The organism is Bradyrhizobium sp. UFLA05-112, from assembly GCF_053572325.1.
In genome coordinates this window covers 19,685-34,183 of record NZ_JBANBK010000001.1, presented here as the reverse complement: position 1 = coordinate 34,183, position 14,499 = coordinate 19,685, and the positions used below count along the sequence as shown (strand labels likewise).

11 protein-coding genes and 1 tRNA gene are annotated in these 14,499 nt (G+C 63.3%); 9 read left to right on the top strand and 3 right to left on the bottom strand.

All coding sequences use genetic code 11. The annotated features are described in order from the left end of the window. Window positions 1-8 precede the first annotated feature (8 nt). Window positions 9-1,220, top strand: a complete 1,212-nt coding sequence (locus tag SO180_RS00175) for an NnrS family protein (RefSeq protein WP_449376830.1) — start codon at window positions 9-11, stop codon at window positions 1,218-1,220. Here the strand turns inward: SO180_RS00175 and SO180_RS00170 are convergent. Further along, window positions 1,217-4,510 (bottom strand): PAS domain-containing protein, encoded by a 3,294-nt coding sequence (locus SO180_RS00170; protein ID WP_449376829.1) that lies wholly within the window; start codon window positions 4,508-4,510, stop codon window positions 1,217-1,219. The two genes, SO180_RS00175 and SO180_RS00170, sit on opposite strands and share 4 nt — an antisense overlap. 315 nt (window positions 4,511-4,825) lie before the next feature. On the opposite strand from SO180_RS00170, the gene SO180_RS00165 reads away from it, so the two are divergent. From SO180_RS00165 to SO180_RS00135, 7 genes are all read left to right on the top strand, one after another. Then, window positions 4,826-5,209 (top strand): phasin family protein, encoded by a 384-nt coding sequence (locus SO180_RS00165; RefSeq protein WP_449376828.1) that lies wholly within the window; start codon window positions 4,826-4,828, stop codon window positions 5,207-5,209. Between the two features lie 510 nt (window positions 5,210-5,719). Continuing rightward, on the top strand, window positions 5,720-6,154 hold the full coding sequence (locus SO180_RS00160) for a phasin (protein WP_449376827.1): 435 nt from the start codon (window positions 5,720-5,722) through the stop codon (window positions 6,152-6,154). 247 nt (window positions 6,155-6,401) lie between these two features. Further along, window positions 6,402-6,478: transfer RNA gene (locus SO180_RS00155), tRNA-His, on the top strand. 224 nt (window positions 6,479-6,702) lie between these two features. Continuing rightward, window positions 6,703-8,523: an adenylate/guanylate cyclase domain-containing protein gene (locus tag SO180_RS00150; protein ID WP_449376826.1), complete on the top strand. Its 1,821-nt coding sequence runs from the start codon at window positions 6,703-6,705 to the stop codon at window positions 8,521-8,523. Between the two features lie 55 nt (window positions 8,524-8,578). Beyond that, window positions 8,579-10,354 (top strand): adenylate/guanylate cyclase domain-containing protein, encoded by a 1,776-nt coding sequence (locus SO180_RS00145; protein WP_449376825.1) that lies wholly within the window; start codon window positions 8,579-8,581, stop codon window positions 10,352-10,354. 535 nt (window positions 10,355-10,889) lie between these two features. Continuing rightward, window positions 10,890-11,186, top strand: coding sequence for a hypothetical protein (locus SO180_RS00140; protein WP_449376824.1), 297 nt, complete (start codon window positions 10,890-10,892; stop codon window positions 11,184-11,186). A 265-nt stretch (window positions 11,187-11,451) separates the two neighbouring features. Further along, on the top strand, window positions 11,452-11,712 hold the full coding sequence (locus SO180_RS00135; protein WP_449376823.1) for a hypothetical protein: 261 nt from the start codon (window positions 11,452-11,454) through the stop codon (window positions 11,710-11,712). Window positions 11,713-11,774: 62 nt separating this feature from the next. Here SO180_RS00135 and SO180_RS00130 read toward each other — a convergent pair whose 3' ends face one another. Both SO180_RS00130 and SO180_RS00125 read right to left on the bottom strand, forming a co-directional pair. Next, on the bottom strand, window positions 11,775-12,179 hold the full coding sequence (locus SO180_RS00130) for a hypothetical protein (RefSeq protein ID WP_449376822.1): 405 nt from the start codon (window positions 12,177-12,179) through the stop codon (window positions 11,775-11,777). Between the two features lie 107 nt (window positions 12,180-12,286). Continuing rightward, window positions 12,287-13,231: an AEC family transporter gene (locus SO180_RS00125; protein ID WP_449376821.1), complete on the bottom strand. Its 945-nt coding sequence runs from the start codon at window positions 13,229-13,231 to the stop codon at window positions 12,287-12,289. Window positions 13,232-13,628: 397 nt separating this feature from the next. Between SO180_RS00125 and SO180_RS00120 the strand changes: the two genes are divergently transcribed. After that, entirely contained in the window at window positions 13,629-14,009 is a 381-nt protein-coding gene (locus SO180_RS00120; protein ID WP_449376820.1) for a hypothetical protein, read from the top strand. Window positions 14,010-14,499 lie beyond the last annotated feature (490 nt).

The following is a 14,499-nucleotide window of genomic DNA, read 5'->3' as shown; positions in this document are numbered from 1 at the left end:
TTACCGATATGGCTGGCGCCCGTACCCGCACCCACCAAGGCTGGCCGCTACTGGCCCACAGCTTTCGCCCGTTCTTCCTGCTGGCCGCGATCCAGGCCGCCGCGTCGATCCTGGTCTGGTTGCCGCTGTTCTACGGAGAGCTGTCGCTGAGCTCCGCGTTCGCCCCACGCGACTGGCATGTGCATGAGATGCTCTACGGTTTCCTGCCGGCTGTGATCACCGGGTTCCTGTTCACGGCGATCCCGAACTGGACCGGGCGGCTGCCGATCCAGGGCGCGCCGCTGGCGGTTCTGGTCATCGTGTGGTCTGCCGGCCGCATCGCAGTGACGTGTTCGGCGGGGCTCGGCTGGGCCGTTGCGCTCGCGGTCGATGCTGCATTCCTGGCGCTGGTCGTCGCCGCCGCCTTGCGCGAGATCGCCGCCGGCAAGAACTGGCGCAACCTGCCGGTGGTGATGCTCGTGCTGTTGCTGCTCGCCGGCAACGTCGCGTTCCACCTGGAGGCCCATATCGAGGGCGCCGCGGATTACAGCATCCGCGTCGGCATCGCCGTGGTCGTGCTGCTCATCTCGCTGATCGGCGGCCGCATCATCCCGAGCTTCACACGCAACTGGCTGGTCAAGATGAATCCCGGCCGCCTGCCGGTGCCGTTCGGCCGCTTCGACGGCGGCGTGATCGCGCTGAGCGCGCTGGCGCTCGTGTGCTGGATCGCGAGCCCGCTGAGTGTGCTCACCGGCCTTGCAATGGCGCTTGTCGGCGTGCTCCACATTTTGCGCCTCGCGCGCTGGGCCGGCGATCGCACCACGCACGAGCGGCTGCTGCTGATCCTGCATATCGGCTACGCCTTCGTGCCGCTCGGCTTCGTGCTGCATGCGGCAGCTAGCTTCGGCGCGCTGCCGGCAAGCGCGGGCATCCACGCCTGGATGGCGGGAGCGGCCGGCACCATGACGCTCGCGGTGATGACGCGTGCAACCCTCGGCCACACCGGGCAGGCGCTGACGGCCTCCGTCGCGACGCAAGCGATCTATGTGGCGATCGTCGTGGCGGCGCTGGCGCGCATCTGTGCCGTGGTCTCGCCTGCGCATGGCGAGGTGTTGCTGCATGTCGCAGCATTCGGCTGGGTCGCGGCATTCGCAGGTTTTGCGATCGCGTTTGGCCCGCTGCTCCTCGGCAGCCGTTGGCGCGCGCTGGCCATCCCGCGCGCGGCGGTGCCCGCGCGCTAGGCCCTTGTCAGCGACGGGGAGAACACCACCTCGATCAGCGTGCCGGTATTCGCCGCGCTCTTGATGTTGAAGCGCGCGCGGTTGGCTTCGACCAGCGCCCTGATCAGGGACAGGCTGAGTTCGGCGCTTTCCGAGGCATCCAGCGGCGGCGGGGTACGGAACGGCTCCATGGCGGCGGCGACTTCCTGCTCGGAAAGGCCGTGGCCGGTGTCGCGGATGCGAAGCGCGACCTCGCCGCGGTCGGTGAGCGCGGTCGAGACGATGACCTGGCCGCCGGCGCTCGCGAGCCGGATCGAATTGCCGATCAGGTTCATCGCGACCTGCCGCAGCGCGCGGGCATCGGCCGAGACCTGGGGCAGCGCATGCGCGAGCGAGGTGCGGATGATGATGCGCTCGCGGTTGGCCTGCGGCTGCATCACCACGACGCAGGCCTCGACGAGATCGTTGAGGTTGAGATTGCCGAAGGTGAGGTCGAGCTTGCCGGTCTCGATCCGCGAAAGCTCCGAGAGATCGTCGATGATCGCGATCACGCGCTCGCCGGAGGCGCGGATGTCCTTCATGTAGTCGCCGTAGCGCTCGTTGCCGAGCGCGCCGAAGCGTTCGGAGATCATCACCTCGGCAAAGCCGATGATGGCGTTGAGCGGGGTGCGGATCTCGTGGCTGATGCGTGCCAGCATGTCGGCCTTGGCGTTCGCCGCGCCGTCGGCGAGACGCTGCGCCTGCTTCAATTCGCTCTCGCCCTTCTTGCTCTGGGAGAGATCGCGGAACACGGCGAAGAAGTTCGGGCCATCGGGCTGGGTGCGGCCCATGATCATGGCGAGCGGAAGGACGCCGCCCTTGCGCTCGCGGCCAAGCACCTCGCGGCCGTGGTCGAGCAGGCTCGCGATGTTGCCGCTCCTGATGCTGTCGAGATAGTCGATGACGAGGCGCTGGCTTTCCGGCGCGAACAGCGTGGTGAGGTTCTGCTGGAGCAGCGTTTCGCCGTCATAGCCGAACAGCGCCTCGGCGCTGCGGTTGCAGGCGTGGATGTTGCCTTCGGCATCGAACATGATGATGCCCTCGGCCGTGGTGTCGAGGATCGCGGCGAGATCTTCCGCATTGGCTTGACCGGCTTCGAGCTCCGGCTCGTCCTCGAACGCGGGCCCAGGCTCTTCCGCGGCGACGACGGCTTCGGCGATGACGGGCGCTGGCGCTGGCAGCGCGCAGATCAGCGCATGCGCGGTGTCGCCATCCCAGACGATCGTGTGCAGGCGGGCCTCGGTCGCGTCGGAGCCGTCGGTCGCACTGATCGTCACCGGCGTGCCGGCCTCCGAGGTGCTGCTCGTCGATGACACACCCGGCGCGACGTAGAGCGCATCAAGTCCGCCGGCTTCCTCCAGCGCGCCCAGATTGTCATGGCCGACGCGCGCAAGGAAAGCGGGGTTGGCGTAGAGCAGGCGGTCGAGCCGGTAAATCAAAATGCCGGTCGGCACGAGATCCAGCAGCGTGCGGTCGCGCATGGTCTCGCCGCGCGGCGGCGGCTCGGGCTCGGTCAGCAGCCACTCGGCCAGTTCGCGCGGCCTCTCCTCTGCGGGCGGAGCAGGCGGCTCCTCGACGACTGCCTGCGTCGTCTCCTGCGGCTCGACGGAGGCGGCGGCCGCGTCCCTCTCGCGCTCGAGCCGCTCGGACAATTGCCGGGCGAGCTCGTTGAAGGCGGAGTTCTCGACGGGCGTGAGCGTCGGCGATTTGTTGTCGCCGAGCGGGCGGAATGGCACGACGTTGGGGGGCGTTTCCACTTGCTTATCCAAATCGGCTTGTTGTGAATTCGCGTCGATGAAGGGGTCAGGCAGTTCGGCAATCGGCTCGGGAATCTCTGATACGGCCGGCGGCTCGGGCTCCGGCTCCGTGACGGGCTCGGTGACCGGCGGGGTGGTGTCGGCCGAAAGGCTTTGCGTTGCGGGCGGATCGGTGAGCAGCTCGAAGCGCCTGAGCGCATCGAGCCGGTTGAGCCCGTCGAGATCGCGGCAGACGCCAAAGCCCTTGAAGCCCGCGAAATTGCGCATCCGGTCATAGATCGGAAGGCCGGCGAGCTCGACCGGCAGGCGCTCGCCGCCATCGACCGGCCAGTTCACGGTGATGCCGGCCCAGGTGTCGCGCCTGGCGAGCGCCCTGGCGATGCGCCCCTCGGGATCGAGCGCAAATTCCTCTGAGATCTCCGACCACAGGCGGCTGAAGCCGGCGGCGGTGTGCGTGCCCATCAGGCGGATGAAATCGTCCGACCCGAGCGCGAACCGCCCGACCGCATCCATCTGCCACAGGAAGCGCAAGGGCTGATTGCGCGGCGTGGCAGGCGCATCCGCAACTGGGAGCGGCTGGTCCATCGCCGCACTGATCGGCTCGGCTTTGGGCGACACAATGTCTTCGGCCGGGTTATCAACCGCATCTTCAACCGATGCGGGCGCTTCCACCGCCACGGCTTCGAGCGGCTCGGCGAAGGCATCGAACAGCGCAAACTCGGCAGGGGCCTCGTTGGCCAGCGCCGGTTGCTCGTAGTCCGGTACCGCCGGTGCCCTGGGCGCTGCAGATGGAACGGGCCCGACCGGCGGCGCCTCGGGCGCCGCATCCGGCATGACTTGGCGCGGCACTTGGGCAGCCTCGAATGCGCCCCGCTCGTACAGCGCGACGAGACCGATATCGGCTCCCATCCCAACCCGTTGCAGCACCAAATGGCCGATGCCGAGCGGGGTCTCGGCCCGGCCTTGCACCAGCGCAGCACCGCGCACCTCGTCGAGGCCCGCCGCGGCGAGATCGGGAAAGCCGAGCAGGGTGCGCGCGGTCTCGCTCGCGCCGATGAACAGGCCGTCCGCCGCGAATGCCGCCATCGGCACCTCGGCGCCTTCGACGAGGTGCTGGAGACGTTCGACCAGCGGCATGACGCGGCCGCTCGACGACATCGCGGCGACCAGCACGGCGTGGCTGCCGTCGGGAAATTCGAGCCGCGCGCAGGCGCAGGTCATCAGCGTGCCGAGCGTGCTGCCAAAGCCGCGCAGGCGCTCGAGCCGCACCGCGCCGCCGGGCGCCAGGCGCTGGCCGAGCTGCGCGACCTGGCGGCGGTGCGGGTCGGCCGGCCCGAAGACCTTTTTGGCGAGATCGGCGGCGTTCGTCGCGCCAAAGAGTTTTGCGCCGACCGGGTTGGCCCAGACCACCCGCGTGCCGTCGATCGACCACAGCCAAGCGGGCAGGGGAGAGGTCGCGTGCACGGCCAGCCGCGGATCGTCCACGCCTCGCAACTGGAAATCCGAGCTATTCATCCAACCGGCTTGTTCTGGTGGGTCACGCGGGCTCTTGATCGTCATCCGTCGGGCGGCTTGCGGGAATGGCAGCCTTAAGAAAGGGTTAGTATTGCCTGCGGCCGCCGGCAGGTCCACGGCCGCCGGCCCCGAAGAGCGACCATAGCCGCGATAACCTTAATCTTGCTGAACCCGCAAGCCCGCCCGCGCGTTGCATGTGAGTAAGGGGCTGTGGGGCCTGACGGAAGCGGGCCGCCATCGCGCCGGTCATGCTGGCGGCGCTTCCGAAAAAACGGCAGCCCAAAAGGGCGAAACCAAAACAACAGGAGTGGCAGCATGAGCGAACCAGCCCGTGAACGTTTCGAGATTCCGCAGGAGATGCGATCCATGGCGGAGACCAGCTTCAAGCAGGCGCGTGATGCGTTCGAGAAATTCCTGAGCGGCGCCCAGGCTGCGGCCGGCTCGATCGAGGAGCGCGGCGAAACCATGCGCGCCGGCGCCAAGGACCTCAACGCCCGCGCGCTGGGTTTTGCCGAGAGGAACGTGCAGGCCTCGCTCGACTACGCCCAGTCGCTGATCCACGCCAAGGACCTGTCCGAGATCATGCGTCTGCACGGCGAATATGTGCAGGCGCAGATGAAGGTGCTGGCCGAGCAGGCCAGCGAGATGGGCCAGGCCGTCAGCCGCGCCGCCATCGACGCGACCAAGCCGAAGCACTGAAGCCGTTTGGGCGGTGTCCGGGGCGATGCGAAGCATCGAGCCCGGAATCCATGCGTACCCTGCGGCCCGATGGATTCCGCTTCCCGCGGGCCGCGGGCTCGGTGCACCTCGCCCGCTTGCGGGGGAGGTCGGCGCGCGAAGCGCGGCGGGTGGGGGCTCTCTCCGCCCAGGGATTTCTCCGCAGCTCTCCGACAATCCCGACGCGGAAACACCCTCACCCCACCCCCCGCAAGCGGGAGAGGGAGCGCACTTTTTTTCGTGGCGGGGTCTAATTACCTGCAACCAGAGGTTCCCCGGCCAGGAACTACCACTGGCCGGGATTAAATTGCGGCGTCGCACCTGATGTCGCATTGCGACGCACAATGTTGACATGATATCCGTAGATAACCGGAGGCGCTGGGCGAGCCATCTCGTTTTAAGCGTTTCCACCTAACCGTACCCGTCCCGCCATCATGGCCGGCGGGCGCCAGACGGCTCACTCAATTTCTTCGACCATTGTGAGGGATAACCATGACAGGTGCGACTGATCCATTCTCCGCCTCGATCATTCCGTTCGAGGTCCCGGAGCAGATGCGTGCGTTCGCTGAAAAGGGCGTGTCACAGGCCCGCGAAAGCTACGCCAAGTTCAAGGATGCTGCCGAGAGCCAGAACGGCACCATCGAGGCAGTGTTCGCCTCCGCCAACAAGGGTTTTGGCGAGTACACCGCCAAGCTGATGGAATTCACGAAGGCCAACACCAGCGCACATCTGGACTTCGCCCAGGAGCTGCTCGGCCTCAAGTCGCCGTCGGAAGCGATGGAGCTCTGGAACGGCCACACCAGGAAGCAGCTCGAGACCTTCCAGGCCCAGGCCAAGGAGCTCGCCGAGCTCGGCCAGCGCGTCGCCAGCGAGACCGTCGAGCCCATCAAGGCCAGCGCCTCGAAGTTCTACAAGCCCGCCGCCTGAAGCCGATCGGCCCCGTTAGGCATGATCCGGAAAAGTGTGTAGCGGTTTTCCGACAAGATCATGCCCAAAGAATAAGAGACCCGGGCCCCACGGCCCGGGTTTTGTTTTGGAATAAGGTGATTCAGGCCGGATTTTAGCCTAGCTGCGGCCTTGCCAAACAGGGCGGTTGCACCTAGTTTCCGGCCCGTCCAGCCCCCTCGGCGCTTTGAGCCTTTCAGGCAGCCTCAAGGGCGGCTCGCGCAAAAATGCAGTTGTAGCTCAGTTGGTTAGAGCGCCTGTCTGTGGAACAGGAGGTCGGTGGTTCGAGCCCACCCAACTGTACCAGCGCCTCAGTCTTATTAGCGTTGAGCGCGTTTTGTGCGCCCCACTGGGCAGCGAACTAGGTAGCTCTCTGTTCTCGTTGAGGAACGTGTGCGCAACCCGGACGGGAACACCGGGGCATCTTGCTAAACCCAAACCTCGGCGGGCCGGTAGGTCAGAGGTTCGCGCGGTGGTTTCATAGACGCTTCCGTCGTACATAATGCCTGTCTCGAACGGGATCGCGTTCTATGGACGAAGCGCATCCAGGCAGGGTCGGACGCAGGCTCGCAGCCATAGTCGCGGCTGACGTGGCGGGCTACTCGCGGCTAATGCACAAAGATGAAGAGGCTACGCATGCCAAGCTGACGGCGCTCCTCGCGGGCGCTGTCGCCCCGGCAATCGCCGAGCACGGTGGCCGGATTGTCAAGAACACCGGGGACGGGTTCTTGGCGGAGTTTCCGAGCGCAGTCGAAGCCGTTCGGGCTGCTATGCAGTTTCAGACCCGCATCAACGACCTTACAATCGGCGATGCGGAAGACGAGCGCATTGCTTTCCGCGTGGGCATCAATATCGGCGACATAATTGTCGAGCCTCATGATATTTTTGGAGACGGTGTCAACATCGCGGCGCGGCTTGAAGGCATTGCGGAACCCGGCAGCATCTGCATTTCGTCTTCTGCCTACGACTATGTCCGTGGCAAGGTCGGCGTTGAGTTCGCCGACCTGGGTGAGCAGAACCTCAAAAACATCGCCCTTCCCGTGCGGGCTTATGCAGTGGTTCGGGGTAGCTCCAGCGCGGCCACACCGAGGCTAAGCCCGCTCTCAGCTCCTCGTCTTTCCATCGTTGTGCTGCCCTTTGCCAATCTTAGCGGTGATCCGACACAGGACTACTTCGTTGATGGTGTGACGGAGAGCCTCACCACGGACTTGTCGCGCATCAATGGAGCGTTCGTGATTGCGCGCAACACCGCTTTCACGTTCAAGGGCAAACCCGTTGACGTAAAGAAGCTGGGACGTGAGTTAAACGTCCGCTATGTGCTCGAAGGCTCGGTGCAACGTGGCGGCAGCCGCCTGCGGGTGAATGTGCAATTGGTCGACGCCGAAACCGGCAACCACCTCTGGGCCGAGCGCTTTGACAAGCCCGTTGCCGACCTTTTTGACATGCAGGACGAAATCGTTTCGAGGCTAGCCAACTCACTAAATGCCGAACTCATTACCGCCGAGGCGCGCCGAGCCGAACGTTCATTGCATCCCGACGCGATGGACCTGGTGTTCCAGGGTAGAAATTGGTTCAACAAGGGGCTGGCTCCTGATCACTTGGCACAAGCGCGCAGTTTTTTCGAGAAGGCCATCGCGCTCGATCCCGGAAATATCGAGGCAATGGTCGGTTTAGCGGCGGTCGACGTGTTGATTGCAGTTAACTTTATGACCGACGATTGGTCAGCGCGGCTTGCGGTGGCAGAGACGACAGTATCCAAAGCGCTATCCCTCGCGCCGAACCACGCTTCCGCCCACGCAATTCGGGGCGTCGTGCAAATGTATACGAAGCGCGCGTCACGGGGCATCGCTGAGTGCGAGCAGGCGTTGGCGCTGGATCGCAATTTGGCCGCCGCTCATGCCTCAATCGGCATAGCCAAGTTCCTTCTCGGTCGAGGCGCAGAAACCGAAGCTCACATCAACGAGGCAATCCGCCTCTCACCTCGGGACATCTTGGTCAACCAGTGGTTTGGTATTGCTGGCGTTGCCAAGATACACCTCAATGCCGATGCCGAAGCAGTAGTCTGGCTGCGTCGGAGCCTCGACGGAAACCGGAATAATCCTGTTGTGCATTTCTGTCTCGCGGCCACGCTCGCGCTGCTCGGGGAGCTGGAGGAAGCGCGGGCCGCAGTGCGAGCGGGACTTGCGCTCGATCCGAGCTTCGCCATTCGCCGCTTTCGTGATGCCACCACTGCACGGAGCGATAATTCGACGTTCCGTGCCGGGTGCGGACGCATCATTAAGGGCATGCGGTTGGCCGGGGTGCCCGAGCTGACCTTAGTCGGTTCGGTGACCAAGGGCATCCTTAGTTGACGGGATGGGCCACCGAGCCCAGACTGCTCACGACAGGTTGGGCATTGGGGCACGCATGTCAGACCCTATGGCAGTCAGCCGACGCCTCGTCGCAGTCTTCGCAGCAGATGTGGAGGGCTACAGCCGCCTCATGGGCGTTGACGAGGTCGGCACGCTCAAAGGGCTGACCGAACGGCGGGCAATCCTAGACCGGTTCATTGGGAGCCAGGGGGGCCGCATAGCGAACACGGCAGGCGACAGTGTCCTTGCGGAGTTCGGAAGCGCTGTGGACGCCGTGCACTGCGCGGTAGAGGTGCAAACCGCTTTGGCCGAAGCGAACGCCGGTCTCGCACCTGATCGCTGCATACGTTTCCGCATCGGTATCCACATCGGTGACGTAATGATACGCGCTGGGGACCTCTTCGGTGACGGTGTGAACATTGCCGCGCGGCTACAGTCGATTGCGAAACCGGGAGGCGTGTGTATCTCCAGCGTAACATACGATCAGGTGCGCAAGGTCTTGCCGATGACCTTCGTGGACGTTGGTGTTCAGCAGGTCAAAAACATCCAAGAGCCAATCAGGGCCTATCAGGTGGGGGCACCAAGTGAAACGCGAGAGGCTGCTCCTGCGCGAGTTGCTGAGAGCGAGAGCCCGCCTCCGTTGCCCGACAAGCCTTCCATCGCGGTCCTGCCGTTCGAGAACATGAGCGGCGACCCCGAACAGGAATACTTCGCGGATGGGATGGTTGAGGAAATCATTACGGCGCTTTCGCGGTTCAAGTGGCTGTTCGTGATCGCTCGCAATTCAAGCTTTACGTTTAAAGGCAAAGCCGCCGATATAAAGGAGGTCGGACGCAGGCTTGGCGTGCGCTACGTCCTTGAGGGCTCTGTGCGTAAGGCGTCGGCGCGAGTTCGCATCACGGGTCAGTTGATTGATGCGATTACAGGCGCGCACCTCTGGGCGGACAGGTTCGAGCGTGACGTTACAGACGTTTTCGCTCTGCAGGACGAAGTTACTCTCGCCGTTGTCTCGGCCATTCAGCCAAAATTGCTTCAAACGGAAATGGCAATGGCGGCGCGGCGGCGACCGGAGAACCTCACCGCCTATGACTATTATCTGCGGGCTCTGCAGCAGTTCTCCTTATCTACACCCGAAGCTTTGACCGAGGCGCTAAGGCTTGCTCATCGCGCCTTGGAGCTGGACCCTCGGTTCGGGTTGGTCGCGGCGCTGGCAGCGGGTTGTCACCATCTCAACATCCAACTCGGCTATGCCGTCGATCCTCAATTCGAGCGTAAGGAAGCAGTTCGGCTTTTTCGCCTAGCATTGAGCGTCGACGATAGTGATCCGGACATCTTGGCATGGGCTGCCATAGTCTCGGCGTTCACAGTCGGCGATAGTGAGAGTGAGATCGAGATGGCCGACCGGGCGGTCGCGCTCAACCCCAATTCATTTCACGCATGGAACTGCAGAGGCCATGTCTATAGAGTTGCGGGGCTGCTGGAGGAGGCGGTCCCGAGCTTTGAGCGCGCCGTGCGCGTAAGCCCGGTAGACCCGTGGCTACAATATTCGTTTGCTGGGATGGGGTATGCCTCTATTGAGCTTCGCCATTTTGACGAGGCCATCGCCGCAGCGAAAAAAGCCCTGCGTCTGAACCGCTCTCATTCGGGAGCTTACTGCGTTCTCGCGTCCGCCTTCGCCCATCTTGGACGTGACGGTGAGGCGCGTGAAGCGGTGGCGCGTCTGCTTGAGCTCAATCCCGCCTTTACAATATCTTCGTGGATCGCTCGCGGCGGGCGATCAAACGCGAAGTTGATGACCGAGGGCCTTCGGAAAGCGGGGTTGCCCGAATGAGCCCGGTGTCCCGGAATTACGGTGCGGAATTACGGTGACAGTGCACAAATTGCCCAATGGCAGAAAGCCGCTTGGGCGACCGTTCATCGCGCGGCTGGTACGACTGCCCATGCGCCCGCTTCGGCCGAGCAGGCGATAGCCGAGCTGCGGCAAGCGCGAAAGAACCAGCGTTCGATTAAGTGCACTGTCACCGCAATTGCCGTAATTGACCGCAATTGGGACGGCCTTCGGAAAGCGCGGTTGCCCGAATTGAACCCGGTACACCACCTCGTTCTCAGTGGCAAACACGCGGCCGTCTAAACTTCCGCGGCAGCCGCGCCAGACAGCGGCTCCCTTAACCGCGCGTTTACCATAAGTGCATCATCCTGCTCCCCTTACATTATTCGCGGTGGGGCTGATTTGGATGGCGCAGCGCGGTTTCAGCAGATCAATACCGGATGGAGAGACTGTCCTTGGGTTTGCAAGGTCCTCCTCGCCTAACACGGGTGCTCGGGCTCTCGGGCTTGTCTATCAGGCAGCGGATTTATTCCGCAGCATGGAGGAGAGTGTTCGCGAGACGGAGGCTCGCGCTGAGGCCGCCGAGCGGGCGCAACGCGAACTCATAGCCACCACAGAGCGCAAGCTGAGAGACGCCTCCATGGCTCTTGAGGAAGCCCAGAAGCGTATCGAAGCTCAGCAAGATCAGTTGACGGCAATCGAGTTTCGCGCACAGGCGGCCGAGGCTGATGCCCGCGAAGCAAAGCAGACACTGGCGCTGGTCGAGGAAGCCATTCGCAGACGGCTACTCTTCACAAGCAGCGAAACGGACAGCAGGTTGACGGCAGTCGCCTAACCTGTTTGGCGCGCCCGGACAGCCTTGCCAGCAGGAACGCCCGGTGGGCGATATCGGACGACGAGGCGGAAGTGCACTGCAGCACTTTGCCCGTCAATCAACTCGCTCAGGATTTCGCGCTCATTTGATTGATGCCAGCTTGGCCCGACATCACGGGACGATCCCGGGAAGGTGAAGCGCCAGCTTCTGTCGCCATGCGCATTCGATCCCCACGTCAGGTACGAGCAGCGACCCGGTGGATGGGCCGACAGCTCGGTGAATGTGCATGGAGATCCTGTTCGACCTCATCCTCGATGATCTGGCCGGCTTCATCTTCGAAATTCTCTTTGAACTCGTAATCCGGCTGGCCGAAGCTCTCTTTCACCTCTTCGGCTGGCTGCTGGAGCGCTTTCGGCGCTGGCTGGATTTGCAGCCCAATATTGATCCCTCGCAGTTGTCGATGCTGCACAGGTTCGGCCGGCTGTCGCTCGGTGTGGCCTTGAGCCTCTGCATCCTGGCGCCGCTGCTCTGGCTGATCTGGCGCTGACTTGAGGATGGATCTCTGGCGCGAGTTCAATGCGGCGGAAAACCCTCCACGCGGATCATGCTCTAGTGAGGCGGATGCATCAGGAAGTACCCCCACACCGAGAACGTCATCAGCAATAGCAGCAGCCCGGCAATCATGCATGCTGAAGCCAGACTGCTGAATCTCAAGGAGAGCTGCTTCGAAACTTTTGCACTCGCCGCATGGAGACCAGCACTCCGGCTTTCGATAACCATCAATCCAACGGAGAACGCAACAAGAAAAAAGCCCACAAACATCATCTGAGCCAGGTGCTGATCCAGGTGCTGGAACACAGTCAGGTATGACGTTATGGAGGCCGCGGCGCCCAATGCCCATAGCCAAGAGAACATCCACATAAGGAGAGCCATCAACTGCTGCCCCTGCGTCGGGGATAGCTCGGCCAGCATGGGCCAGTTCTGTATGAAATGATCGTGTAAGAGCATTTGCATGGTCCGCATCCTGCTGTGAGGTTCGGCGCAGCATATGATCCGGCGACCTTGACGGCCGTGACATATCTCACACTGAGTGTGCGCCTTTTGATTTTTTGCTCGGTCCGCTATTGCAGATGCGCGACGAGTAGCACGACCACCGGCAACGTCACCGCCGCCAGCAGCGTTCCCAGAGCAACGGCGCCCGACACCGGGTTCACCAGCCGCTGATACTGAACCGCAAAGATGTAGGCATTCGCGCCGGTCGGCATCGCCGCGAACAGCACGACCACGCCGGCCGCCAGCGGCGGCAGGCCCAACAGTTTTGCCAGCAGGAAGGCGGCCGCCGGCATCGCCAGCAGCTTGAGCGCGCACATCACGACGATGCCGAGCTTCTCGCCCTTGATCTCGAAGCGGAACAGGTTGATGCCGAGCGCGATCAGCGCCGCCGGGGATCCCGCCTGCGCGAGCAGCTCGATCGTCTTGTCGACGACCGGATGCAGGCCGAAGCCGGTGAGGCGCCAGATAAGGCCAAAACCGATCGCCAGCATGATCGGGTTGCGCGCAAGATCCAGAATCACCGGCAGGATGATCGATAGCGCCGAGCCCTTCTGCTTGCGGTCGACCAGCTCCATCTGAAGCGTGCCGCAGAGCCAGAGCAGCGGCGTGTTCACCGACAGGATGAGCGCCATCGGCCCCGCGGCCTCGTTGCCCAGCGCCGAGAGTGTGAGCGGAATGCCGAGCATGACGATGTTGCCATAGACCGAGCCGATCGCGAGCACGACGCCGTCCTCGCGGTCCTCGCGCCGCTCGCGCAGCAGGGCCGATAGCGCCAGCGCCGCGAGCCAGGTGATTGCCAGCGCCCCGTAATAGGCGCCCCACATCCTGAAGGCGCTCAGATGCGGGAATTCCGAGACGACGATGGTGCGGAAGAGCAGCGCGGGGATGGCGATGCTGAAGGCGAATTCGGAGATGCCTTTGTGTGCGCTCTCGGAGACGAAGCGAAACAGCACCGCCACATAGCCGGCCGCGATCAGGGCAAACACCGGCGCGACGATCAACACGATAGCCATGCGGTCCTCGCCTCGAGGGGATATCCGCTGACCACCCCACACCCGTCGATGATGGCATAATGCCGGTGATTTGCCCGACGTGTCAAATGAATTTCGTAAAATCCGTAAGAGTCCGCGCGGATCGCGCCGGCTACTTTGCATGGGGTTGTTTTCGAGATTTTTGTTGGAGGCGGGCGGCGCTCCCTCTCCCGCTTGCGGGAGAGGGCCGGGGAGAGCGTGTCTCCGCAACGGGACACTTGGAAAGAGCCCCACCGGGCGCTCCGCCATAGCCAAGGCATCGCCTTGGCGTCTTCTGTTGCAGGGAGCGCACAGCTCGCGGTTTTCGCCTCGCGGCTCGGTTGCCAACGCGGAAGCGTTCACCCACTATTCCCTTCGACTCGGAAAGATTGGGGGGATCATGCCGGCGTTTCATTTCGAGAAGTTCCTGGCTGCCGCGATCTCTGCGATCGCGCTGGCTTTCACCGTCCAGCCCGCCACCAGCCAGGCCTATACGCCGGAGCAGCAGCAGGCCTGCACACCCGATGCGATGCGGTTGTGCGGCGAGTTCGTGCCCAACGTCGATGCCATCACCGCCTGCATGATCCAGAAAAAGTCGCAGCTCTCGCCGCAGTGCGCGGTATTCTTCCGCCAGGGACCGGAACCCGACGCGGCAGCAGCCGGCCAGCCCGTCAACATCAAGCCGGTGGCAAGGAAGAAGATCTCGAGCAAGCCGGCCGCGAAGAAGACGACGGCGAGCAGCAAGTCCGGCAAGAAGAAGCCCAAGGCCGACGATACCTGAGGCGCCAACCGCGAGCCGCGTTTTCCACCTCTCCCATGGGGAGAGGTCGCGCCGAAGGCGCGGGTGAGGGGTTTCACTCTCTCGTGGGACCTCAATCCCTCACCCGATTTGCGCCGGACGATGCTGGGCATCGCCAGACGCAAATCGACTTCTCCCTATGGGAGGAGGGGAAGGAGTTCGCGGCGGGCTGAGTAAAAATGACTCAGTGATGATGTGTGATGTTGGCCGAAGGACTCCTTTTGTTCACGCGTCACTCGGCGAGCTCCATGCAGCAATTCCGCCTTCGCCCGGCCGAAAAGAGTCGGGAATCGATTTGCTCGGGCAGGTTGCGTGCCGCCGCTTCCCGAACGATTGCTTGAAAAACGCAGGATTTGCCGTGGCGAACGGCCATTCATGGCAATTCATGTCCACGACGTCGCGTGCAGTGTGACTCAAAAGCCAACACGCCCTTTATTTCGTGGCGGTGACGCAACTCCCGGTAAATTTTTCT